This is a genomic window from Saccharothrix sp. 6-C, assembly GCF_016695385.1.
Classification (GTDB): Bacteria; Actinomycetota; Actinomycetes; order Mycobacteriales; family Pseudonocardiaceae; genus Actinosynnema; species Actinosynnema texasense.
This window is the reverse complement of sequence record NZ_CP064192.1, coordinates 798,763-822,179: the sequence shown is the minus strand read 5'-3', so window position 1 is coordinate 822,179 and position 23,417 is coordinate 798,763. Positions and strand designations below refer to the sequence as shown.

Annotated in this window: 20 protein-coding genes; 9 read left to right on the top strand and 11 right to left on the bottom strand. The window is 71.3% G+C overall.

Annotated features, from left to right (window positions below; genetic code table 11):
* Window positions 1-29: 29 nt before the first annotated feature.
* Window positions 30-1,577, bottom strand: a complete 1,548-nt coding sequence (locus IOD16_RS03810) for an alkaline phosphatase D family protein (protein ID WP_201438910.1) — start codon at window positions 1,575-1,577, stop codon at window positions 30-32.
* A gap of 248 nt (window positions 1,578-1,825) precedes the next feature.
* Here IOD16_RS03810 and IOD16_RS03805 point away from each other — a divergent pair, with 248 nt between their 5' ends.
* From IOD16_RS03805 to IOD16_RS03795, 3 genes are read left to right on the top strand one after another with little or no spacing between them, the layout of a single operon-like run.
* The gene (locus tag IOD16_RS03805; RefSeq protein ID WP_236594735.1) at window positions 1,826-2,521 is read left to right on the top strand and encodes a dual OB domain-containing protein; all 696 of its coding nucleotides are present in this window, start codon (window positions 1,826-1,828) and stop codon (window positions 2,519-2,521) included.
* Window positions 2,518-3,135, top strand: coding sequence for a DUF488 domain-containing protein (locus IOD16_RS03800; RefSeq protein ID WP_201438908.1), 618 nt, complete (start codon window positions 2,518-2,520; stop codon window positions 3,133-3,135). The genes IOD16_RS03805 and IOD16_RS03800 overlap by 4 nt, the downstream gene beginning before the upstream one ends.
* Window positions 3,132-3,569 (top strand): DUF488 domain-containing protein, encoded by a 438-nt coding sequence (locus IOD16_RS03795; protein WP_201438907.1) that lies wholly within the window; start codon window positions 3,132-3,134, stop codon window positions 3,567-3,569. The genes IOD16_RS03800 and IOD16_RS03795 overlap by 4 nt, the downstream gene beginning before the upstream one ends.
* A 171-nt stretch (window positions 3,570-3,740) precedes the next feature.
* Here IOD16_RS03795 and IOD16_RS03790 read toward each other — a convergent pair whose 3' ends face one another.
* From IOD16_RS03790 to IOD16_RS03780, 3 genes are all read right to left on the bottom strand, one after another.
* The gene (locus tag IOD16_RS03790; RefSeq protein ID WP_123748057.1) at window positions 3,741-4,094 is read right to left on the bottom strand and encodes a DUF4233 domain-containing protein; all 354 of its coding nucleotides are present in this window, start codon (window positions 4,092-4,094) and stop codon (window positions 3,741-3,743) included.
* Between the two features lie 80 nt (window positions 4,095-4,174).
* Window positions 4,175-5,539, bottom strand: coding sequence for a bifunctional tetrahydrofolate synthase/dihydrofolate synthase (gene folC / locus IOD16_RS03785; protein WP_123743650.1), 1,365 nt, complete (start codon window positions 5,537-5,539; stop codon window positions 4,175-4,177).
* On the bottom strand, window positions 5,536-8,172 hold the full coding sequence (locus IOD16_RS03780; RefSeq protein WP_201438906.1) for a valine--tRNA ligase: 2,637 nt from the start codon (window positions 8,170-8,172) through the stop codon (window positions 5,536-5,538). Before IOD16_RS03780 ends, folC begins: the two co-directional genes overlap by 4 nt.
* Before the next feature lie 144 nt (window positions 8,173-8,316).
* Here IOD16_RS03780 and IOD16_RS03775 point away from each other — a divergent pair, with 144 nt between their 5' ends.
* The 3 genes from IOD16_RS03775 to IOD16_RS03765 all read left to right on the top strand — a co-directional run bounded on the left by IOD16_RS03775 (window position 8,317) and on the right by IOD16_RS03765 (window position 12,475).
* A complete protein-coding gene (locus IOD16_RS03775; protein ID WP_201438905.1) occupies window positions 8,317-9,222 on the top strand; it encodes a hypothetical protein in 906 nt (301 codons plus the stop codon).
* 248 nt (window positions 9,223-9,470) lie between these two features.
* Window positions 9,471-11,759, top strand: a complete 2,289-nt coding sequence (locus tag IOD16_RS03770) for an FdhF/YdeP family oxidoreductase (protein ID WP_201438904.1) — start codon at window positions 9,471-9,473, stop codon at window positions 11,757-11,759.
* 254 nt (window positions 11,760-12,013) lie between these two features.
* Window positions 12,014-12,475: a hypothetical protein gene (locus IOD16_RS03765; RefSeq protein WP_201438903.1), complete on the top strand. Its 462-nt coding sequence runs from the start codon at window positions 12,014-12,016 to the stop codon at window positions 12,473-12,475.
* Here the strand turns inward: IOD16_RS03765 and IOD16_RS03760 are convergent.
* From IOD16_RS03760 to IOD16_RS03750, 4 genes are read right to left on the bottom strand one after another with little or no spacing between them, the layout of a single operon-like run.
* Window positions 12,447-14,693 (bottom strand): ATP-binding protein, encoded by a 2,247-nt coding sequence (locus IOD16_RS03760; protein ID WP_201438902.1) that lies wholly within the window; start codon window positions 14,691-14,693, stop codon window positions 12,447-12,449. The genes IOD16_RS03765 and IOD16_RS03760 overlap by 29 nt on opposite strands.
* 4 nt (window positions 14,694-14,697) lie before the next feature.
* Window positions 14,698-16,218 carry a phytoene desaturase family protein gene (locus tag IOD16_RS03755; RefSeq protein ID WP_201438901.1) on the bottom strand — a complete coding sequence of 507 codons (1,521 nt, stop codon included), beginning with the start codon at window positions 16,216-16,218 and terminating at the stop codon, window positions 14,698-14,700.
* Between the two features lie 10 nt (window positions 16,219-16,228).
* On the bottom strand, window positions 16,229-16,336 hold the full coding sequence (locus IOD16_RS41385) for an MFS transporter small subunit (RefSeq protein WP_425471203.1): 108 nt from the start codon (window positions 16,334-16,336) through the stop codon (window positions 16,229-16,231).
* Window positions 16,333-17,640 carry an OFA family MFS transporter gene (locus IOD16_RS03750; RefSeq protein WP_201438900.1) on the bottom strand — a complete coding sequence of 436 codons (1,308 nt, stop codon included), beginning with the start codon at window positions 17,638-17,640 and terminating at the stop codon, window positions 16,333-16,335. Before IOD16_RS03750 ends, IOD16_RS41385 begins: the two co-directional genes overlap by 4 nt.
* A 66-nt stretch (window positions 17,641-17,706) precedes the next feature.
* Here IOD16_RS03750 and fdhD point away from each other — a divergent pair, with 66 nt between their 5' ends.
* The 3 genes from fdhD to IOD16_RS03735 are packed head-to-tail and all read left to right on the top strand — an operon-like array spanning window position 17,707 to window position 20,614.
* Complete coding sequence (fdhD, locus tag IOD16_RS03745; RefSeq protein ID WP_201438899.1) at window positions 17,707-18,531, top strand: formate dehydrogenase accessory sulfurtransferase FdhD; 825 nt, start codon at window positions 17,707-17,709, stop codon at window positions 18,529-18,531.
* Window positions 18,528-19,694, top strand: a complete 1,167-nt coding sequence (locus IOD16_RS03740) for a CaiB/BaiF CoA transferase family protein (RefSeq protein WP_201438898.1) — start codon at window positions 18,528-18,530, stop codon at window positions 19,692-19,694. Before fdhD ends, IOD16_RS03740 begins: the two co-directional genes overlap by 4 nt.
* Before the next feature lie 59 nt (window positions 19,695-19,753).
* A complete protein-coding gene (locus IOD16_RS03735; RefSeq protein WP_201438897.1) occupies window positions 19,754-20,614 on the top strand; it encodes an alpha/beta hydrolase in 861 nt (286 codons plus the stop codon).
* Window positions 20,615-20,703: 89 nt separating this feature from the next.
* On the opposite strand, the gene IOD16_RS03730 is transcribed toward IOD16_RS03735, so the two are convergent.
* The 3 genes from IOD16_RS03730 to IOD16_RS03720 all read right to left on the bottom strand — a co-directional run bounded on the left by IOD16_RS03730 (window position 20,704) and on the right by IOD16_RS03720 (window position 23,413).
* Complete coding sequence (locus tag IOD16_RS03730) at window positions 20,704-21,297, bottom strand: RBBP9/YdeN family alpha/beta hydrolase (RefSeq protein ID WP_201438896.1); 594 nt, start codon at window positions 21,295-21,297, stop codon at window positions 20,704-20,706.
* Window position 21,298: 1 nt separating this feature from the next.
* Window positions 21,299-22,579 (bottom strand): ATP-dependent Clp protease ATP-binding subunit ClpX, encoded by a 1,281-nt coding sequence (clpX, locus tag IOD16_RS03725; RefSeq protein WP_106615123.1) that lies wholly within the window; start codon window positions 22,577-22,579, stop codon window positions 21,299-21,301.
* Window positions 22,580-22,786: 207 nt separating this feature from the next.
* Window positions 22,787-23,413, bottom strand: a complete 627-nt coding sequence (locus tag IOD16_RS03720; protein ID WP_123743662.1) for an ATP-dependent Clp protease proteolytic subunit — start codon at window positions 23,411-23,413, stop codon at window positions 22,787-22,789.
* Window positions 23,414-23,417 lie beyond the last annotated feature (4 nt).

The window sequence follows — 23,417 nt, the reverse complement described above, 5'->3', positions numbered from 1 at the left end:
ACGGCTGCAAGTACTTGCAGACCCTTGCCCTAGCCGACGGGCCGCAACGTCCTGCTCCACAGCGACGCGCCCTTGATGTCGCGGAGCCACACCGTCAGCTCACCGTCCCGCGCCACCTCGATCTCGCCGAAGTGCTGGAAGCCGTCCAACGGGGAGGTGTTCGCCACCGGCGGGGCGTTCACGAACACCGCTTCCGGCCCGAACGTCGGGTCCAGCGCGTTCGGACCGAACGCGCCGGCGTTCAGCGGACCCGACACGAACTCCCAGAACGGGTCGAAGTCCTGGAACGACGCCCGTTCCGGCGAGTAGTGGTGCGCGGCCGTGTAGTGCACGTCCGCCGTCAACCACACGGTGTTGCGCACGCGCCGCCGCTTCAGCTCGCCCAGCACCCACGCCAACTCGTGCTCACGACCGCCCGGCGCGCCCGGCAGACCGTTGGCGACGCCCTCGATGTCCGCGCCGTCGGGCACGGTCAACCCGATCGGCAGGTCGGCCGCGATGATCTTCCACGTGGCGCGGCTGCGATCCAGCGAGTCCACCAGCCAGCGGGCCTGCCGCGCGCCGAGCACGACGCCCCGCCCGTCGCGCGGCGACGTGTTCGCGTCCTTGTAGGACCGCATGTCCAGCACGAACACCTCGACGTGCGGGCCGTAGCGGAACTTGCGGTACACCCGGCCGTCCACCGCCTGCCGCGGGTCGATCGGCTGCCACTCGTGGAACGCCTGGAACGCCCGGGCGGCCAGCACGTCCACCCGCTTCTCCGTGTACTGGGGCAGGGTCAGGATCTCGCCCGGGTACCAGTTGTTGGTCACCTCGTGGTCGTCCCACTGCGCGATGATCGGCACCTGCGAGGCGAACGACCGGTACTGCGGGTCGAGCAGGTTGTAGGCGAACTGGCCGCGGTACTCGTCCAGCGTCTCGGCGACCTTCAGCTTCTCCGGCGTGACGACGTTGCGCCACACCCGCCCGTCCGGCAGCGTCACCGACTCCTGGAGCGGACCGTCCGCGTACACCGTGTCGCCGCTGTTGATGAAGAAGTCGGGGCGGCGGGCGGCCATCGCGCCGAAGATCGGCATGCCGCCCAGGTCCGGGTTGCTGCCCCAGCCCTGACCCGCCACGTCGCCCGACCACACGAACCGCACGTCATCACCGCGCCCGTTGCCGTGCCCCTGGGCGAGCGGAGCGGTGCGGAAGCTACCTGTCACGGCTTCACTGCGCGTGCGGCCGTCCAGGTCCTCGGCGACGACGCGGTAGTGCACCTCGCGCCCACCCGGCAGGCCGCGCAGCCGCACCCGGCCCGTGCCACCGGTCTCCGGCGTCAGCAACGGCCCGCGCACCGCCCGCGCGTGCCGGAACGACGGGTCCGACGACACCTGCACCAGCATCCGCGACGGCCGGTCGGCCCGCGTCCACACCAGACCGCCGTCGAACGTCACGTCACCGGACTGCACGCCGTGCGTGAGCACCGGTCGGTCCCCACCGCGCGCCAACGCCACACCACCGGGCACGAACGCCGCGGCCGTGCCGATCGCACCGGCGCGCAGCAGCGTCCGCCGGTTCACCACACCATCGCTCATGCGCCGGTTTGTAACCGGTGAAGCCGAATTCCGGGTGAACGGGCCGAGAGCACCTGGTGCACGTGACCGGTCATCGGATCGGGCCACTGGTTCGACAGCACCGATCTTCACGCTGCCGTTCGACACCCGCGACCAGTGGGACTTCGAGGATTGATCGCATTTCTCGGATGAATCCGTCACGATCACCGCGCATGCCCTGCGTTAACATCGACCGAGTCGGTGCAACGTTTTCCGAGAGGGCCTCGACTGTGATCAAAGAGCTCCTGTGTTTAGCGAACTCACGCAAGCACAACGGGCGGTGCATTGCGGGAATCGAATTCGTCGGCGGGCACGCGAAGTGGGTCCGCCCGGTCAGCGATCGATCGGGCCACGAGGTCTCCGAGGCGGAGCGGCAGTTACAGGGCGGGGCGGAGCCGCAGGTCCTCGATGTCATCGCAGTGCCACTCATCAAGCCCCAACCCGCGGGGTTCCAACGCGAGAACTGGCTCCTCGAACCCACTTCCACCTGGCACAGGGTCCGCCGGGCCACCTGGCGCGAATTACAGATCCTGGAGCAGCAACCGACCAGCTTGTGGATAAACGGCCACCAGACGTCCGCCGGCGTCAATGACCGCGTGCCGATCGAACTGGAAGACGAAGTGGTAGACTCGCTCAAGCTCATCCGAGTGGAAAGTGCGACCATCGAGGTGAAAGCAGCCTTCTGGACCGCGAAGGACCAGGAGCCCACCGTGCGGGCCCGATTCCGCCACGCGGGTTCGGAGTACGCGCTGAGGGTGACCGATCCGGTGTACCAGGACAAGTTCCGGTCGGACGGGATCGGGAAGTACCGACTCGGCGAGTGCTTCCTGACGGTGAGCCTCGGCGAACCCTTCAACGGTCACTTCTACAAGCTGGTCGCCGCCATCGTCGAACGTGCTGCACACGACCCGGGACACAGGCGATGATGCTCGAGACGGTGTTCACGATCGGCCACTCCACGCACGAGCTCGACGACTGGACGAAGATGCTCCGGCAGCACGAGGTCACGGCGGTCGCGGACGTGCGATCGGTCCCCGTCAGCCGGTTCACGCCCCAGTTCAACCAAGGTTCGGTGAAGCGCGGCCTGCACGACGTCGGCATCAAGTACGCCTTCCTCGGCCGGGAGCTCGGAGCGCGCACGGACGACCTGAGCTGCTACGTCGACGGGCGGGTCCAGTATGACCGCCTCGCGAAGACCCCTGGTTTCGTCAGTGGCGTCGACCGCCTGCTGGGCGGTGCGCGGACCGAGCGGATCGCCATCATGTGCGCCGAGGGCGAGCCGTTGGATTGCCACCGCACGATCCTGGTCGCCCGAGTTCTCACCGAACGCGGTGTCAGGATCGACCACATCCACGGCGACGGGCGGGTCGAGAGCCACGCCGAGGCGATGGAACGTCTCATGGGCATGTTCGGGCTGGCGGAAGCCGACCTGTTCCGCACCAGGGCCGAGCGCCTCGACGAGGCGTTGAGCAGGCAGGAATGCCGGATCGCCTACGTGAACGAGGAGTTGCGCGACGACGACGGGATGGCCGAGGTATGAAGCTGTACACCATCGGGTTCACGAAGAAGTCCGCCGAGAAGTTCTTCACCCTGTTGCGCGCGTCGCGCGCGGAGTCGTTGGTCGACGTCCGACTCAACAACGTCTCCCAACTAGCGGGCTTCGCCAAGCGGGACGACCTGAAGTACTTCCTGCGCGAACTGTGCGGCATGGCGTACACCCACCGGCCCGACCTGGCTCCGACGCAGCCCATGCTCGACGACTACAAGAAGCAGGGCAGCGGCTGGGCGGCGTACGAGGACCGGTTCCTGGAGTTGATGCGGCATCGCGGGGTCGAGGACACCGTCTCCCGTGAACTGCTCGACAACGCGGTCCTGCTGTGCAGCGAGGACAAGCCGCACCACTGCCATCGCAGGTTGGTCGCGGAATACCTGGCGGAGCGCTGGGACGACGTCACGGTCGAGCACCTGACCTGAGCCGGCCGCTCACCGCTCGCCCGGTCCCGGGCCAGTCACTGGACACCCCGATCGCGCGAAGCCTGCGACCCGGGACAACCTGAACCGCATTACTCACGTCAGCCGGGAAAAACGGCCGGCCCGGCGGCGACCACCGCTGCCGACCCCGCTCCCGACCTTGAACGACCGTCGCTAGCCCTGCTGCTGGCTGGGCAGCCGACCTTCGGCCATGCGCTTGGCCACGTCACGACGAAGCCACAGCAGGTACACCCAGACCAGGCTGAACACCACGCCGATGCCGCCGAGGGCGGTCAGGGCGAACCACGACGCCACCATCACCACGTGGATCGCCAGGATCACGTAGACGGCCCACGGGCGCTTCAGCAGCGCGCACGTCGCGATCAGCGCGACGATCAGCCCGAGCACCAGGTACCCGGTGCCCGTGCCGACCCCGCCGCTCAGCTTCGCCACCACCGGCAGGGCCAGGGCGACGACGATCACCTCGAGGATCAGCGTGCCCGCCATGATGCCCCGGAAGGACTTCATCGGGTCCTTCTTCGGCGCGGGCACGCCCTTGGACGCGGGGGTCGGCTCAGGATCGGGGGTGGGTCCGGGGTCGGGGGTGGTCACGAGGGCTCCTTGCCGAACAGGGCACGCGCGTCGCCCGCGGTGACGACGGAGCCGGTCACCACGACGCCGCCGCCGGACACCACGTCGCCGTCGTCGCTCTCCTCGGCCAGCCGCACGGCCTCCTCGATCGCGTCGTCCAGGTGCGGCCGGACGACCATCCGGTCGTCGCCGAAGATCGGGATCGCGATGCCCGCGAGGAGGTCGGGGTCCATGGCCCTCGGCGAGGAGTTCGAGGTCACGACGACTTCCTGGACGACCGGCTCGAGCGCGGTGAGGATGCCGACCGCGTCCTTCTCCTGCATGACGCCGACCACGGCGACCAGCTTGCGGAAGCCGAACTCCTCGTCCAGGGCCTTCGCCAGCGCTTCCGCGCCCTGCGGGTTGTGGGCCGCGTCCACCAGCACGGTGGGCGCGGTGCGGACGCGTTCCAGGCGGCCCGGCGAGGTGGCGGTGGCGAACGCCTCGCGCACGGCCTCGATGTCGAGCCGCCGCTCGGGGCCGGCGCCGAAGAACGCCTCCACGGCGGCGAGGGCGAGGGCCGCGTTCGCGGCCTGGTGCGCGCCGTGCAGCGGCAGGAACACCTCGTCGTACTCGCCGGCGAGGCCTTGCAGCCGCAGCATCTGGCCGCCGACGGCGACGTCGCGCTGGATCACGCCGAACTCGGAGCCCAGCCGCGCGACCGTGGCGTCCACCTCGGCGCACCGCTTGAGCAGCACCCGTTCGACGACGGGGTCCTGCTTGGCGATCACGGCGACCGCGCCCGGCTTGATGATCCCGGACTTCTCCTCGGCGATCCCGCCCAGGTCGCCGCCCAGGTACTCGACGTGGTCGAGCCCGATGGCCGTGATCACGGCGATCCGGCCGTCGGCGATGTTCGTCGCGTCCCACGACCCGCCCAGGCCGACCTCGATCACGGCGGCGTCGACGGGCGCGTCGGCGAACGCGGCGAACGCCATGCCGGTGAGCACCTCGAACTTGCTCATCGGCACGTCGCCGCGCGAGTCCACGAGCGACACGTACGGCTCGATGTCGCGGTAGATCTCGACGTACCGCTCGGGGCTGATGGGCGCGCCGTCGACGCTGATCCGCTCGGTCGCCAGTTGCAGGTGCGGGCTGGTGTAGCGGCCGGTGCGCAGGCCGATGCGGGTGAGCAGGGCGTCGATCATCCGCGACGTGGACGTCTTGCCGTTGGTCCCGCCGACGTGCACCACGGGGTAGGCGCCCTGCGGGTCGCCGAGGACGTCGGCCAGCGCCCGGATCCGGTCGAGGCTCGGCTCGATCTTGGTCTCGGGCCAGCGGGTGTCCAGCTCCGACTCGACCTGGCGCAGCTCTTCCAGCGAGCCCGTCTCGAAGCCGGTCACGAGTTGTCCTGCGGCAGGGTCTCGAGGCGGGCGTGGATGCGGTCGATCTCGGCGTTGGCCGCGGCGAGCCTGGCCTGGATCTTGGCCACCACCTCGGCGGGCGCCTTGTCCAGGAACGCGGCGTTGTCGAGCTTGCCCTCGCACTGGGCGCGTTCCTTCTCGGCCACGCCGAGGTCCTTGGCCAGCCGCTTGCGCTCGGCCACGACGTCGACCGCGCCGGACAGGTCCAGCTCCACCTTGACGGTGCCGGCGGGCAGGCCGACGTCGAGCGAGACGCTGGCCGAGAAGTCGTCGCCGGGCTCGGTCATCCGGGTCAGCGACCGCACGGCGGGCACCTGGTCGAGCAGGTCGACGCAGCACGCGCCGCGCACCTTGCCCGCGACCTTCTGGGCGGGCTTGAGGCCCTGGTCGGAGCGGAACCGGCGGATCTCGGTGACCAGCTTCTTGAGGCCCTCGACGCGCGACGCCGCGACCTCGTCGCGCGCGACGCCGGTCGGCTCGGGCCAGTCCGCGATCACCACGGACTCGCGACCGGTCAGCGTGGTCCACAGCGTCTCGGTGATGAACGGCGTCAGCGGGTGCAGCAGCCGCAGCACGACGTCGAGCACGTGCCCGAGCACGCTCTGGGTGGCTTCGGCCCGCGCGCCGCCCTCGGCGAGCTGGACCTTGGCCAGTTCGAGGTACCAGTCGCAGAACTCGTCCCAGGTGAAGTGGTAGAGCGCTTCGCTGAGCTTGGCGAACTGGAAGGCCTCGAACTGGCCGTCGACCTCGGTCACGAGCGCGTCGAGCAGGTCGAGGATCCAGCGGTCGGCGTCGGTGAGCTCGTCGCGCGGCGGGAGCGGGCGTTCGACGGTGGCGCCGTTGTTGAGCGCGAACCGGGAGGCGTTCCACAGCTTGGTGGTGAAGTTGCGCGAGCCCGCGGCCCACTCGTCGGCCAGCGCCATGTCCGAGCCGGGGTTGGCGCTGCGCAGGAGCGTGAACCGGGTGGCGTCGGTGCCGTAGGCGTCCATCCAGTCGAGGGGGTCGATGCCGTTGCCGCGCGACTTCGACATCTTCTTGCCGTGCTGGTCGCGGATGAGGCCGTGCAGGAACACGTGGTCGAACGGCTGCTTGCCGTCCATCGCGTATAGGCCGAACATCATCATCCGGACGACCCAGAAGAACAGGATGTCGTAGCCGGTGGACAGCACGCTGGTCGGGTAGAACTTGGCCAGGTCGCTGGTGGGCGTGGGCCAGCCGAGCGTGGAGAACGGCCACAGGCCGGACGAGAACCACGTGTCGAGCACGTCCTCGTCCTGCACCCAGCCCTCGCCGGGCGCCTCGTCGTCCGGGCCGACGCACATGACCTTGTCGTTGGGGCCGTACCAGACGGGGATGCGGTGGCCCCACCACAGCTGCCGCGAGATGCACCAGTCGTTGAGGTTGTCGACCCAGTCGAAGTAGCGCTTGGCCAGCTCCGGCGGGTGGATGGTGGTGCGGCCGTCGCGCACGGCGGCGGACGCGGCCTCGGCGAGCGGTGCGACCTTGACCCACCACTGCATGGACAGGCGCGGTTCGATCACGGTGTCGCAGCGCGAGCAGTGGCCGACGGAGTGCTTGTAGGGGCGCTTCTCGGCGACGATGCGGCCCTGTTCGCGCAGGGCGGCGACCACGGCGGGGCGTGCCTCGAAGCGGTCGAGCCCTTCGAACGGCCCGTGCGCGGTGATCACGCCGCGGCCGTCCATGACGGTGAGGGCGGGCAGGTCGTGGCGCCGGCCGATCTCGAAGTCGTTGGGGTCGTGCGCGGGGGTGACCTTGACCGCGCCGGTGCCGAACGCGGGGTCGACGTGCTCGTCGGCGACGACGGGGACGTGCCGGCCGGTCAGCGGCACCTCGACGTCGGTGCCGATGAGGTGCCGGTACCGCTCGTCGTCGGGGTGCACGGCCACGGCGGTGTCGCCGAGCATCGTCTCGGCGCGCGTGGTGGCGACCACGATCGAGCGGTCGCCGGAGCCGTACCGGATGGAGACGAGCTCGCCGTCGTCCTCGGAGTGGTCGACCTCGATGTCGGAGAGCGCGGTCTGGCAGCGCGGGCACCAGTTGATGATGCGTTCGGCGCGGTAGATGAGGCCGTCGTCGTAGAGCTTCTTGAAGATGGTCTGGACGGAGCGGGACAGGCCCTCGTCCATGGTGAAGCGGACGCGGGACCAGTCGACGCCGTCGCCGAGGCGGCGCATCTGGCCGAGGATCCGGCCGCCGACCTCCTCGCGCCACTCCCAGACGCGTTCGACGAACTTCTCGCGGCCGACGTCGTGGCGGGACTTGCCCTCGCCGGCCAGGGCGCGTTCGACGGCGGTCTGGGTGGCGATGCCCGCGTGGTCGGTGCCGGGCAGCCAGAGCACCTCGTAGCCCTGCATGCGGCGGCGGCGGGTGAGCGCGTCCATGACGCTGTGGTTCAGCGCGTGGCCCATGTGCAGGCTGCCGTTGACGTTGGGCGGCGGCAGCACGATGGTGAACGGCGGCTTGTCGCTGGTCGCGTCGGCCGTGAAGTAGCCGCGCTCGACCCACCGCTCGTACAGCCCGGCCTCTACCTCGGCCGGGTTCCACGCCGGCGGGAGTTCGGAGCGCTGCGGTGCGGTGGGGGTCTCAGTCACGGTCGAAGTCTACGGAGGCGCGGGTATCGACTTCTAATCAGATACCTGGTAGCGGGGTCCGGGGCCGGTGGCGGCGGTCCCGTATCGACTTCTCGGCCGATTGCTGGTAACGCCTTGGGTACAGGCTGGCGAGCGGGGGGCGACGTGGACGAGTACCGGATCGAGGACCACCCCGACCTGCAGGACTCCGGGTGGGTGCGGGAGGCGGTGAAGCGGGCCGAGCGCGAGGACCGGGCGCGGCGGCTGAGGTCGCTGCCGCGCCGGCCGAGGCGGCGGTTCTGGGTCGGGGCGGCGATCGCGGTGGCGGCGGTGCTCCTGGCGTGGGCGGTGATCGCGTCGGAGTCGGGTCCGGCCGCGGTGCCGGGTGTGCGGCCGGTCGACCTGGACGAACCGTTCGCGGGCACGTCGGCGGCGGCGTGGGCCGACGGCGAGGCCGGGGTCGTGGCGCCGGAGGCGGCGCAGGTCGGCGCGTACTCGGCGGAGCAGGTCGCGGCGGCCTACGGGCGGGTGCGGGAGACCGTGGTCGCGGCCAGGTTGGACCGGCGGGTGGTGGTGGACCACGACCTGGAGCCGTACTTCGGGCTGTTCGCGCCCGACCTGCGGGAGTCGTTGCGGGTGCTGTTCGACGGCCGCAACGACGGCGAGGCGGCGTTGATGGTGACGCGGGTGGACAAGAGCGCGCGGTTGGCGGAGGTGGAGCCGAAGGCGCGTGGCGAGATGGTGGCCGAGGTCGGGCCCGAGGGCGAGCTGGTGGTGCGCACGGACTACACGTTCGCCTACGCGTTCGCGCCGGACCGGCCGGAGGCGGTGCGCGGCGCGTCGGACGTGGTGGCGCTGACGCGGTTCCAGGCGCGGTACTCGGTGCGCACGGGTGGCCCTGGGGTGGAAGGCCTGTGGGCGGACGCCTCACTGGGCTCGTTTCACTCGATCGGGTGTTCGAGCGCGAAGCGCGGCTACCTGGCGCCCGCGTTCACGGAGCCGTCGTTGCCCCCCGGCCTGGACTTCGACCTCACCGCGCCGTCCTCACCGGCCGACGGATGCCCGGAATGAGGTCACCCGTTCGGACGATTCGCGGCACAGTGGCGCCGATCACAATTGATGGTGATCACCGGCATACGCGCAGGTGAGGACGCCGGATTCACGGGCCGAACACAACCCCTTGGGGCCCGTGACAGCGGTCCCGCGTCGTCCTGGCGCGACCGGCGGTCGGACGGACCGCCGGCGTGCTCGCGCGGGGTGCGCCGGCGGTACACCACGAGTCCGCTCGCGCGGTGGCGCGGCGGCCGCACAATAGGGGCATGGACCGCAACCCGCCCCGGCAGGACATCGACGAGTCGCAGCTCGACGTCAGCGAGCCCAAGCGGTGGGCGGCGGGCATCCCCGGCGTCGCGGTGTCGCTGCGGCGCGGCGTCGAGCAGATGGGCGTGGCCCGCACGGCGACCACGCTGCGGCTGCTCAACCAGCGCGAGGGCTTCGACTGCCCCGGCTGCGCGTGGCCGGAGCCGCAGGGCCACCGCAAGCTGGCCGAGTTCTGCGAGAACGGCGCGAAGGCGGTCGCCGAGGAGGCGACCCGGCGGCGCGTCGGACCCGACTTCTTCGCCGCGCACCCCATCGCGGAGCTGGCCGACAAGACCGACTACTGGCTGGGGCAGCAGGGCCGGATCACCGAGCCGGTGGTGCTGCGCGAGGGCGCGACGCACTACGAGCCGATCGAGTGGCACGACGCGTTCGCGCTGGTCGCCTCCCACCTCAACGGTCTGGCGAGCCCGGACGAGGCCGTGTTCTACACCTCCGGCCGCACCAGCAACGAGGCCGCGTTCCTGTACCAGCTGCTGGTGCGCTCGTTCGGCACGAACAACCTGCCGGACTGCTCGAACATGTGCCACGAGTCGTCCGGCGCGGCGTTGTCGGAGACGACCGGCATCGGCAAGGGCTCGGTGAGCATCGACGACTTCGCCCGCGCCGACCTGATCGTGGTGGTGGGCCAGAACCCGGGCACGAACCACCCGCGGATGCTGTCGGCGCTGGAGGAGGCCAAGCGCGGCGGCGCGAAGATCGTGGCGGTGAACCCGCTGCCGGAGGCGGGGCTGCTGCGGTTCAAGAACCCGCAGAACGCGCGTGGCCTGGTGGGCGCGGGCACGAAGCTGGCCGACGAGTTCCTGCAGATCCGGCTGGGCGGCGACCAGGCGTTGTTCCAGGCGGCGGGCAACCTGCTGCTGTCGTGGGACGCGGCGGACACCGGGTTCGTGGAGGGCTTCACCGAGGGGTTCGCCGAGTACGCCGAGCACGTGCGGCGGCTGGACTGGGACTCGGTCGACGCGGCCACCGGCCTGCCGCGCGCCCAGGTGGAGCTGTTCGCCCGGATGCTGGCCGACTCGGAGCGCACGATCTTCTGCTGGGCCATGGGGCTGACGCAGCACAAGCACTCGGTGCCGACGATCCGCGAGATCGCGAACGTGGCGCTGCTGCGCGGCATGATCGGCAAGCCCGGCGCGGGGCTGTGCCCGGTGCGCGGGCACTCGAACGTGCAAGGCGACCGGACCATGGGCATCTGGGAGAAGATGCCGGAGAAGTTCCTGTCCGCGCTGGAGACCGAGTTCGGCATCGACGTGCCGCGCCGGCACGGCTTCGACACGGTGTCGTCGATCCGGGCCATGCGCGACGGCGCGGCGCGGGTGTTCTTCGCCGTGGGCGGCAACTTCGTCGCGGCCACCCCGGACACGGCGGTGACCGAGGCGGCCATGCGGAAGCTGGACCTGACCGTGCACGTGTCGACGAAGCTGAACCGGTCGCACGTGGTGCACGGCCGCACGGCGCTGATCCTGCCCACGTTGGGGCGCACGGAGAGCGACCTGCAGCACACCGGCGAGCAGTTCGTCACGGTCGAGGACTCGATGTCGGTGGTGCACCGCTCACGCGGCCGGCTGGCGCCCGCGAGCGACCGGCTGCTGTCGGAGGTGTCGATCGTGTGCCGGCTGGCGCGGGCCGTGATGGGGCCCGCGCACCCGGTGCCGTGGGAGGAGTTCGAGAAGGACTACGACCTGGTGCGGGACCGGATCGCGCGGGTCGTGCCGGGGTGCGACGACTACAACGCGCGGGTGCGCCTGCCGGACGGTTTCGTGCTGCCGCACGCGCCGCGCGACGCCCGCGAGTTCACCGGCACCCGGTCGGGCAAGGCGCACTTCACGGCCAACGACCTGACCGTGCTGCGGGTGCCCCCGGGGCGGCTGCTGCTGCAGACCATGCGCAGCCACGACCAGTACAACACCACGATCTACGGCCTGGACGACCGCTACCGGGGGGTGAAGGACGGGCGGCGGGTGGTGTTCGTCAGCCCCGAGGACCTCGACGCGCTCGACCTGCTCGACGGGCAGCACGTGGACCTGGTCAGCGAGTGGCCGGACGACCCGACGGGCGTGACCGAGCGGCGGGCCGAGCGGTTCCGGGTGGTCTCCTACCCGACGGCGAAGGGCTGCGCGGCGGCGTACTTCCCGGAGGCGAACTCGTTGGTGCCGCTGGACTCCACGGCCACCGTGTCGGGCACGCCGACGTCGAAGTCGATCGTGGTGCGGCTGGAGAAGGTCTGACCGTCGGCTCGCACCTCCCAGTCGAGCCGGCACGTCCGGACAGCGAGCGCAAACGCTTGCCGTGGACGAGTCGGCGGCATGGTGGTGGCCAGGAGAAGCGCGCCGGACGGGTGCCTTCCGGTCGAGCGGCCTCGTTCTCGGGCCGGTCGGCGCAGGGCTCGAAGTGCCCGGCCACCCGGGCGTGCGGCTCGGCCGTCTCCGCCTCGGCTCCCCCGGGTAACGCGGGCGGCCGTTCGGGCGAACCTACGCACGTGATGAGGACCGTGCTCCCCTTGGCGCTGCTCGTGCTCTGCGCGTGCACGGGCACACCCGCCGTCGAGCCGCCGCCGCCACCGCCGCCGACCGACTCGGCCGGCGTGAACTGCGAGGACGCCCCCTCGGACGTCGTCGGCGAGGCGCTGGGGATGCGGCTCGACCAGCCGCGCCAGACGATCACCGGCAACGTCGTGCGCTGCGCGTACGGCGGCGGCACGGCCGAGGTCCGCTTCGAGACCGGCGCGGACGCCGGGTCGTTCGCCGAGGGCCGCGGTGAGCACGGCCGGCTCACCGACCTGCCCGGCTTCCACGACGAGGCCTACCGCGCCACCGCCGTCACGGGAGAGGTCGTCCGCACCGTCGTCGTCGCCCGCTCGGGCACGGTCGAGATCACCGTGACCTCCGACGCCACCGCCGACCGGGCCCAACGGCTCATCGACGCCCTCTTCGCCACCCTCTGAACCGCTTCCGGCCCGCGGGCCGCTCGGCCTCGATCCGCAGGAGGGCGCCGCGGGCCGACTCGGCGATGGCGCGGTTGTCGGTCTCCTCCGCCCGCCCCACCGCCCGCCGCAGGTGGTCGACGGCCTCTTCCGCGCGGCCGAGCGCCCCGAGCGCCAACCCCAGGTTGTAGAGCGCGAACCCCTCGCCGTGCGCGTCGCCGATCTCCTGGCAGATCTCCAGGCTCCGCTGGTGGCAGCGCAGCGCCTCGTCGAAGCGGCCGGTCTCCCTCAACGTCCCGCCGAGGTTGTCCAGGACCTGCCCCTCCGAGTGCCGGTCACCCGTCGCCCGGTACACCGCGAGCGCCTCCCGGTAGTGGCCCTCCGCCTCGTCCGGCCGGCCGAGGCCGTCGCAGGCGACCCCCAGGCCGTTGAGGCAGGCGCCTTCGCCGACCCGGTCGCCGACCCGTCGACGCAGGTCGAGGGCGCCGCGGTAGTACTCGATCGACCGGGCGTGCTCCCCGGAGTCGTTGTGGACCTTGCCGAGGTTGGCCAGGCACCGCGCCTCGCCGTCCAGGTCGCCCGCGCCCCGGTAGGCGCGGGCGCTCCGCTCCACGCTGCGGATGGCCTCGTCGACGCGACCGGTCATCGCGTAGGTCGAGGCGATGTTGTTCAACGAGTGGGCCTGGTCGCGCAGCGAACCCGAGACCCGGAACAGCTCCAGCGCGGCCTGGAAGCAGGCCAACGCCTCGTCGAAGCGCCGCAGCCGGTGGTGGGCGCTGCCCAGCCCGTTGAGGATCCTGCCCTCGCCCGCCTGATCACCGAGCGCCCGCGCCGACGCCAGCGCCAGCTCGTCCACCGGCACCCACTCCGCCGACCGGCGCAGGTCGAAGTACCGGAACGACGCGTGGCCCACGTCCCGGACGTCCTCGTGCCACCTGTGGCGCGCCGCCAGTTCCAGCACGGGCAGCAGGTTGTCCAGCTCGCCGTCGAACCAGGCCAGGGCCTCCAGCCGATCGGCGAACACCACCGGCTCCGCCGCAGCGGGGTCCAAGTGGCTGTGCACACCTTTGACGTGCGACGCGTAGTGACTCACCAGAGCACGCTCCGCCGCGTGACGGGTCTGCTCGTCGTCCACCGCGGCGCACCGCTCGGCGGCGTAGATCCGCAGCAGGTCGTGGAACCGGTACTCGTCGGCCACCACCCCGCCCTGCACCAGGTGCGCGCGGCGCAGGCGGACCAGCAGCGCCCGCGCGTCGACCGGCGCGGCGCCGGTCAACGCCGCCGCCGTCGCCACGGTGACCGTGCGGCCCGGGTGCAGGGCGGCGAGGCGGAACATCCGCGCCTGATCCGCGGGCAGCCGCCCGTACGAGGCGTTGAACGCGGTCCGCACGTCGACCGAATCGTCGAAGGCCAGCTCGCCCAGCCGGTCGTGCGCCGCCGTGATCGCCTCGGCGAACCGGGTCAGGTCCTCACCGCGCCGGTCGGCCACCACCTCGGCGACGATGCGCAACGCCAACGGCAGGAACCCGCACGACTCGGCCAACGCCCCCGCCGCCCCCGGATCGGCGGTGATCCGGTCGTCACCCGGGTCGACCGCCCTGACCGCGTCCTCCAGCACGGCCACCGCCTCCGCCGCGGTCAGCACGTCCAGCTCGATCCGCCGGGCGCCCGGCACGGGCAGGTTGTCCCGGCTGGTCAGCACCAACCGGTGCGCCTGCCCGGCGGGCCGCAGCGGCAGCACCTGATCGGTCGACGAGGCGTTGTCCACGACCACCAGCACCGGCGGGCGGGCCGCCAGCTGCGACCGGTACAGCGCCTCCCGGTCCGCCTGACCGGGAGGGATCGCCTCACCCGGAACGCCCAGGGCGCGCAGCAGCGACGCCAGCGCGCCGTCCGCCGCCAACCGCTGCTCGTCGTTGTACCCCTGGGCGTCCACGAACAGCACGCCACCGGGGAACCAGCCCGCGCCGACCGCCAGGTGCGCGGCCCGGATCACCAGCGCGGTCTTGCCCACCCCGGGCAGTCCCACCACCGCCGACGCGGTCCGCTCGCCGCCGGGCGCCAGGAAGTCGCCCAGCTCGGCCAACTCCGCGGCGCGGCCGACGAAACCCGCGTCCACCGGCAGGCTGGCCGGCGTCACCGGCGCGGCGGGCCGCACCACGGTCAGCGAGTCGACCCGTCCCACCTGGAGCACCGGGCCGAAGACCGTGCCGCTGATCTCGTTGTGGACGTCGCTCACGGCATCAGCGCTCCAGCACCGCCATCGCCGCGTTGTGGCCGCCGATCCCGCTCACGCCGCCGCCGCGCCGGGCGCCCGCGCCGCACACGAACAGGTTCGCCACGTCGGTCTCGACGCCCCACCGGCCGACTTCGTCCTCGTGCTCGGCGAACGGCCAGGACAGCTCGTCGTGGAAGATGTTGCCGCGCGGCAGGCCCAGTTCCGCCTCCAGGTCCAGCGGCGTGCGGGCCTCCAGGCACGGCTCGCCGTTCGCGTCCTTCGCCAGGCACGACTCGATCGGCTCGTCGAGGTGGGCGTCCAACCCGGCCAGGTACCGGCGGACCAGCTCGTCCCGCACCTTGTCGTGGTCGTCCTCGAACAACGCCGCCGGCGTGTGCAGCCCGAACAACGTCAACGTGTGCCACCCGCGCTCGACCAGCTCCGGCGCGAGGATCGACGGGTCGGTCAGCGTGTGGCAGTACATCTCCGACGGCAGCACCGACGGCACCTGCCCGGCCGCGCTCTCCCGGTAGGCCGTCTCCAGCTGCCCGTACGACTCGTCCACGTGCAGCGTCCCGGCGAACGCCACCTTCGGGTCCACCCCGCTGCGGAACCGGGGCAGCCGTTCCAGCAGCATGTTGACCTTCACCTGGCAGCCCTCGGCGACGGGACCGGCCGGCCTGCCGCGCAGCCGGTCCAAAGTGGACGGAGCGGCGCCGGAGAGCACGAACTTCGCGCCCACCGTGCGGCCGTCGTACTCCACCTCGGCCCGCACGCCGTCCGCGTCCACGCGCGTCACCTCGGCCCGGGTCACGATCTCCGCACCCGCCTCCCGCGCCACCCGCAGGAGCTCGCCGGTCACCGCGCCCATGCCGCCGACCGGGACCTGCCACTCGCCCGTGCCGTTGCCGACCACGTGGTAGAGGAAGCACCGGTTCGCCTTCAGGTCGCGCAGCGACGTGTGCGTGCCGATCAGCCCGTCCGTGGCCACGACACCGCGCACCACGTCGTCCGCGAACAGCTCCTCCAGCGTCTCGCCGATGGGCCGCTCCACGACCTGGTCCCACAACCGCATCCGCGCCACCGAGTCGAGCCTCAGCCGCGCGTGCTCGCGGGACAGCAGCGGCTCCAGCATCGTCGGCGACAACGCCTCGGCCAGCACCTCCAGGTCGTCGTACCACCGACGCCACCGCTGCCACTCGGCGTCCGACCCGGTCAGCGCCCGGAACGACGCGGCCGTCGCCTCGCCCGGGTTCCGCTCCACCAGCAGGTCGCCCGCCGGGGTGTAGGACGACACCGAGCGCGAGCGCAACGCCACCCGCAGCCCCAGGTCCGCCACGACCTTGTCCGGCAGCAGGCTGACCAGGTACGAGTACCGCGACAACCGCGCCGGGACACCCGGGAACGCCTGCTCGCTCACCGCCGCGCCGCCGACGTGGTCGAGCTTCTCCAGCACCAGCACCGTGCGGCCCGCGCGTGCCAGGTAGGCGGCCGCCACCAGCGCGTTGTGCCCGCCGCCGACCACCACCACGTCGTAGGTATCCACCCGGCCGACTCTAACCAGTGAACAGCGCGGTCACCTTGCGGATCAGCTCGACCAACCCGTAGGCCAGCGGCAGGCCCACCCACAGCCACGCGAACACGACCAGCCACCGCCCGGTCATCGGACCGCCTCCGCTTCCGGCTCGTGGTACTTCGCCGCCACCGGCCGGACCAGCTCGTTCGCCACGAACCCGACCACCAGCAACGCGATCATGATGAACAGCGAGGCGGTGTACAGGTCGGGCCCGGACTTCCCGGCCGCCTTCTGGCCGTCCGCGATCGCGTTCACGATCAACGGCCCCAGCACGCCCGCCAACGACCACGCCGTCAGCAGCCGACCGTGGATCGCGCCCACCTGGTAGGTGCCGAACAGGTCCTTCAGGTAGGCGGGGATCGTGGCGAACCCGCCACCGTAGAACGACAGGATCAGCATCGCGCACACCACGAACAGCGGTTTCGACGCGTTGCCCGCCAGCGCCAGCACCAGGTACGTCACCGCGCCGACACCCAGGTACAGCCGGTAGACGTTCTTGCGCCCCACCAGGTCCGACGTGGAGGACCACGTGATCCGGCCGACCATGTTCGCCAGCGACAGCAACGCCACGAAGCCCGCCGCCGCGCCCGCCGCCACCGGCGTGGACGTCTCGGCGAAGAAGTCGCGGATCATCGGCGACGCCTTCTCCAGGATCCCGATGCCCGCCGTGACGTTGAGGCACAGCACCAGCCACAGGAGCCAGAACTGCGGCGTCCGCAGGGCGTTGCGCGCCGACACGTTGACCGCCGAGCGCACCACCTGGCGCTCCTCGACGGCTGCGGGAACCCGCACCAGCACCACGCCCACCGACATGAAGACCGCGTACACGAGCCCGTGCACCAGGAACGTCCGCGCGATCCCGTCGCTGTCGCGCCCGAACGACTCCAGCATCTGCGCCGACCACGGCGAGGCGATCAGCGCGCCGCCGCCGAACCCCATGATCGCGATGCCGGTCGCCATCCCCGGCCGGTCCGGGAACCACTTGATCAGCGTCGACACCGGCGAGATGTACCCGATGCCCAACCCGATGCCGCCGACGAACCCGTACCCCACCACGACCAACCAGTACTGCTGCGTCCAGGCGCCCACCGCGGAGATCAGGAACCCCGACGAGAAGCAGGTGGCGGACACGAACATGGCCCACCGCGGCCCGTTGCGCTCGACCAGCGTGCCGCCGAACGCCGCCGACAGCCCCAGCATCACGATGCCCAGCTGGAACGGCAACGCGCTCTGCGTGCCGGTCAGGTCCATCGCGCTTTCCAGCGGCGGCTTGAACACGCTCCACGCGTAGGCCTGCCCGATGGCCAGGTGCACCGACAACGCGGCGGGCGGGATCAACCAGCGGTTCCAGCCCGGCGGGGCGATCGTGCGAGAGCGGTCCAGGAAACCCACTGCCCGACACCTCCGTAACCTGGTGAGTGGCTTGCGAAAAAACTTAGCCAAGAGAAGGAGTTCGCGATGGGGCGAGTCACCGTGCGTCGCCCAGTGGTCACGTTTTCGCGGCGAACGTCCCGCAAACGGGTCGACGCGCTGGCCGCCGAGGAACCGCTGGAACTGCGGGTAGGCGGCAAGGCACTGACCGTGACCATGCGCACACCCGGGCACGACGTTGAGCTGGCGCACGGTTTCCTGCTCAGCGAAGGCGTCATCGGCGGCCTGGAGGACATCTCGGTCGCCCGCTTCTGCGAAGGCACCGGACCGGACGGCCTCAACACCTACAACGTGCTGGACCTGACCCTCGCCGACGGCGTCGCGCCACCGGACCCGAGCGTGGAGCGCAACTTCTACACGACGTCGTCCTGCGGCGTCTGCGGCAAGGCGGCCCTGGACGCGGTCAAGCTGAAGACCGCGCACTCCCCCGCCGCCGACGACTGCACCGTCGACGTGGACGTGCTCGCGGGCCTGCCGGACGAGCTGCGCAAGCGCCAGAAGGTCTTCGCCTCCACCGGCGGCCTGCACGCGGCCGGCCTGTTCACCACCACCGGCGAGGCGCTGGTCGTCCGCGAGGACGTGGGCAGGCACAACGCGGTCGACAAGGTCCTCGGCTGGGCCGTGCTCAACGACAAGGTCCCGCTGGCGGGCACCGTGCTCATGGTCTCCGGCCGGGCGTCCTTCGAACTGGTCCAGAAGGCCGCCATGGCCGGCATCCCGATCCTCTCGGCCGTCTCCGCGCCGTCCTCCCTGGCCGCCGACCTCGCCGAGGAGCAGGGCCTGACCCTGGTCGGCTTCCTGCGCGGGGACTCGATGAACGTCTACACGGGCCACGACCGGATCACCGCGTGAGACCGCTGGACGGCGTCACCGTCGTCAGCCTCGAACAAGCCGTCGCCGTGCCCTACGCCACCCGCCTGCTCGCCGACCTGGGCGCCCGGGTGATCAAGGTCGAGCGGCCGGGCGGAGGCGACTTCGCCCGCCACTACGACACCGCGTGCGGCTCGGTGTCGTCGTACTTCGCCTGGACGAACGTCGGCAAGGAGTCCGTCACCCTCGACCTGAAGCACCCGGACGCCCGCCAGGTCCTGCACGACCTCGTCTCCGGTGCCGACGTGGTCCTGTGCAACCTCTCCCCGGCCGCCGCGCGTCGACTGGACGTGGACGCTTCTTCACTCCGCCAGGTGAAACCCGACCTGGTGATCGGCGAGCTCTCCGGCTACGGCGAGTCGGGCCCGTACGCGGCCCGCAAGGCCTTCGACGCGCTGGTCCAGTCCGAGACGGGCCTCATCGACCTCACCGGCCAGGACGACGTCACCGCGCGGGCGGGCATCTCGGTGGCCGACATCGCGGCGGGCGTGCAGCTCCAGTCCGCCGTCCTGGCCGCCCTCCTCCACCGCGCCCGGACGGGTCAAGGCGCCACCCTGAGCCTGTCGCTGTTCGAAGCGATGGCCGAGTGGATGCACCAGCCCATGCTCTACGCCGCCGGCACCGGCCAGGCCGCACCGCGCACCGGCGCGCACCACCCCAGCATCGCGCCCTACGGCCCGTTCCCCTGCGCGGACGGCACCGTCCACCTGGCCGTGCAGAACGACCCCCAGTGGCGCCGCCTGTGCGGCCTCCTCGACCGCCCGGACCTGGCCGAGGACCCCCGCTTCACCACCGTCACGTCCCGCGTGGCCCACCGGCCGGCCCTGCACGCCGAGCTCGACTTCACCGCCTGGACCGCGGCGGAGCTGCTCGAGGCGCTCGACGACGCCGACGTGCCCGCCGCCCTGACCCGCGGCGTCGCCGACCTGCCGCACCACCCCCAGCTCACCGCCCGCGACCGCCGGACCACGATCCCGGTCCCCGGCGGCGAGGTCACCGCCCTGCGCCCACCGGTCGACTCCACCGCCTGGACCTGGACCCCCGCGCCCGTGCCCGCCCTCGGCGAGCACACCGACGACGTGCTGCGCGGGCTCGGCTACTCGGCGGAGCGGATCGCGGAACTCCGGAGCCGGTCGGCGATCTGACCGAAACGCGAGCCGCGTTCGTGACGATGTGGTGGAGGGATCCCGCGCGGGGGAGGCACATGGTCAGCAGGCGGACGGCGCTCGCCGCGCTGGGCGGCACCGCCCTGGCGGGCGTGGGCCTCACGGCCGCGTGGCACGGCGACGCCCCGCTGGGCGAGGCGCTCCGCCACGCGCTGGGCGTCGCGGGCCCCGTGCCGGCCGTCCAGCGCGCCGTCGTCACGGTGGAACGCGTCCACTCCCACTACCGGGGCTGCGACGTCGACCTGCTCACGATGACGCCCGCGGGCGTGCCCGCGGAGAACCTGCCCATGTCGCTCCTCCTGCACGGCCGCTACGGCACCGCCCGCAAGGCGTCACCCGGCGGCATGGCGGAAGTGCTGGTGGCGGCCGTCAGCCGCGGCCAGGTACCCCCGTTCGGCTTCGTGGCCGTGGACGGCGGCGACCACTACTGGCACGAGAACGTCCCCGGCGACGACCCCATGGCCATGCTGCTCGAAGAAGTGCCCCGCTGGCTGGCCGAACGGCGCTACGGGGCGCTGTTCGCGTGCACCGGCGTGTCCATGGGCGGCTTCGGCGCGCTCGTCTACGGCCGCAGGCGGCACGAACGCCGCGAACCCGCCAAGGCCATCGCGGTCATCGCGCCGGCCCTGCTCACCGACTGGGCGGAGATGGCCGAGCGCAACGCCTTCACCGGCCCCGACCAGTGGGCCTCGCTGGACCCGCTCAAGAACGTCGACAAGCTCGGCGCCACGCCCGTCGGCGTCTGGGCGGGCGACCGGGACAGGTTCATCACCGGCACCCGGCAGTTCATCGCCACCGCCAAGCCCGCTGTCGCCTCCGTCACCCCCGGCGACCACAACGACACCCTCTACCGCAAGGTCGTCCCCGACGTCATCCGCTTCCTGGGCAAGCGCGTCTGATCACCGGGCCTCCCCGCCCTGGTCGCCGACCCGGCCGAACCGCGCCGCCGGCCCGTTCCTGGCCGCGTTCACGCTCTTCCGGGTGACGGTCAGCGCGGCGTGAGGGGGGTGCGCCCGCTGCGCACCCACTTCAGCACCGCGCCCCACTCGCCGTAGCCCGCGTCGATGTTGAGGTGCCCGCCGCCCACGATGACGTCGAGGTCGACCCGCAGCGCCTCGGCCATCTCCTTGGCCCGCGGCACCGTGCAGTAGGCGTCGCCCTCGCCCGCGACCAGCCTGGTCGACACCGCCGCCCGCCGCACCACCGTCGGGTCCAGCACGGGGTGCAGGAACCCGGAGATCAACGGCTCACCCTCGAAGTCCGGGGCGGGCGGCGCGACCAGCAGCACGCGGTCGACCCGCAACGCCTCGTCGAACTCGCCGGCCGCGTGGTGCAGCCACAGCAGCACCGCCAACGAGTGCGCGACGACCACCCGTTCGGTGGAATCGGCCGCCGGCATCGCGGCGAGGTGCGAGCGCAGCTCGTCCAGCCACGCCGACAGCTCCGGCTCGTCGGGTGAGCTGAACCGGGGCAGGTCCACCGACCCACCGTGGTGGGCCAGCTCGCCTGCCAGCCAGTTCTGCCAGTGCGCCGGCCCGGAACCACCCAGGCCGTGCAGGATCAGCGTGTGCGGGAGGGACAACTCACGCCGACTTCTCGCGACGCTCCCGGCGGGACGGCTGCCGGGCCACGATGGTCGGGTTGACGTTCTCCTTCACGGTCTGCTCGGTGATGACGACCTTGGCGACGTCCGTGCGGCTCGGGATGTCGTACATCACCGGCAGCAGGACTTCCTCCATGATCGCCCGCAGGCCGCGCGCGCCCGTGCCGCGCAGGATCGCCTGGTCCGCGACCGCCTCCATCGCCGTCCGGGTGAACTCCAGTTCGACCCCGTCCATCTCGAACAGCTTCTGGTACTGCTTGACCAGCGCGTTCTTCGGCTCGGTGAGGATGCGGACGAGGGATTCCTTGTCCAGGTTCGTGACGCTCGCGACCATCGGCAAGCGGCCGATGAACTCGGGGATCAGGCCGAACTTGATCAGGTCCTCGGGCATCGAGTCGGCGTAGTAGTCCGCCGCGTCGACCTCGGCCTTGGTCCGCACCTCGGCGCCGAAGCCGAGACCGCGCTTGCCGACCCGGTCCTGGATGATCTTGTCGAGGCCCGCGAACGCGCCCGCCACGATGAACAGCACGTTCGTCGTGTCGATCTGGATGAACTCCTGGTGGGGGTGCTTGCGACCACCCTGCGGCGGCACCGAGGCCGTCGTCCCCTCCAGTATTTTCAGCAGCGCCTGCTGCACACCTTCACCCGACACGTCGCGCGTGATCGACGGATTTTCACTCTTTCGAGCGATCTTGTCGACCTCGTCGATGTAGATGATGCCGGTCTCGGCGCGCTTGACGTCGTAGTCCGCCGCCTGGATGAGCTTGAGGAGGATGTTCTCCACGTCCTCGCCCACGTAGCCCGCCTCGGTCAGCGCCGTGGCGTCCGCGATGGCGAACGGCACGTTCAGCATCTTCGCGAGCGTCTGGGCCAGGTAGGTCTTGCCGCACCCCGTGGGCCCGAGCATGAGGATGTTCGACTTGGCGAGTTCCACGCCGTCGTCGCGGCCCTCACGCCCGCGGTCACCGGCCTGGATGCGCTTGTAGTGGTTGTAGACCGCCACCGAGAGCGTGCGCTTGGCCTCGTTCTGGCCGATCACGTACTGGTCGAGGAACTCGTGGATCTCGGCGGGCTTGGGCAGCTCGTCGAGCTTGACGTCACCGGCCTCCGCGAGTTCTTCCTCGATGATCTCGTTGCAGAGGTCGATGCACTCATCGCAGATGTAGACACCCGGTCCGGCGATGAGTTTTTTCACCTGCTTCTGGCTCTTGCCGCAGAAAGAGCACTTCAGCAGGTCGCCGCCGTCACCGATACGTGCCATGACCGCTGACCTCTGTCCCCTCCGGCGCACGACCTGGTGAGGTGCGCCTGACTGCTGATGTGGCGAGTGCCCGCTGGATGCGGGGTCCGCCCGTTCCCCTCGACGGTACCTGTCCTACCCGCCTGTGCGGGAGGATTAGCGTGCCCCCGACACGCCTCGCTGAGCAGGACCCCTGGTCAGCTCGGCGTGTCGGACGCCACGCCGGGACTACTTCGCCGAGAGCTTCCGGTAGGGCAGGACGCTGTCGATGAGGCCGTAGTCCTTGGCCTCGTCGGCGGTGAGGATCTTGTCGCGCTCGATGTCCGTGCGCACCTGCTCCGGCGTGCGGGTGGTGTGCCGGGCGAGCGTGGTCTCCAGCAGCCTGCGGACCCGCTGGATCTCGTTGGACTGGATCTCCAGGTCGGAGACCTGCCCGTAGACGCCCTCGGTGGCCGGCTGGTGGATCAGGATCCGGGCGTTCGGCAGCGCGTGCCGCTTGCCGGGGGTGCCCGCCGCGAGCAGCACGGCCGCCGCCGAGGCCGCCTGGCCCAGGCAGTAGGTCTGGATGTCCGGGCGGACGAACTGCATGGTGTCGTAGATGGCCATCAGCGAGGTGAACGAGCCACCGGGCGAGTTGATGTACATCAGGATGTCGCGGTCGGGGTCCTCCGACTCGAGCACGAGCAGCTGGGCCATCACGTCGTTGGCCGACGCGTCGTCCACCTGCACGCCGAGGAAGATGATGCGCTCCTCGAACAGCTTGTTGTACGGGTTGGACTCCTTGATGCCGTAGCTGGTGCGCTCGACGAACGACGGGAGCACGTACCGGGACTGCGGCGCGTGGAACTGGCTCACTTCA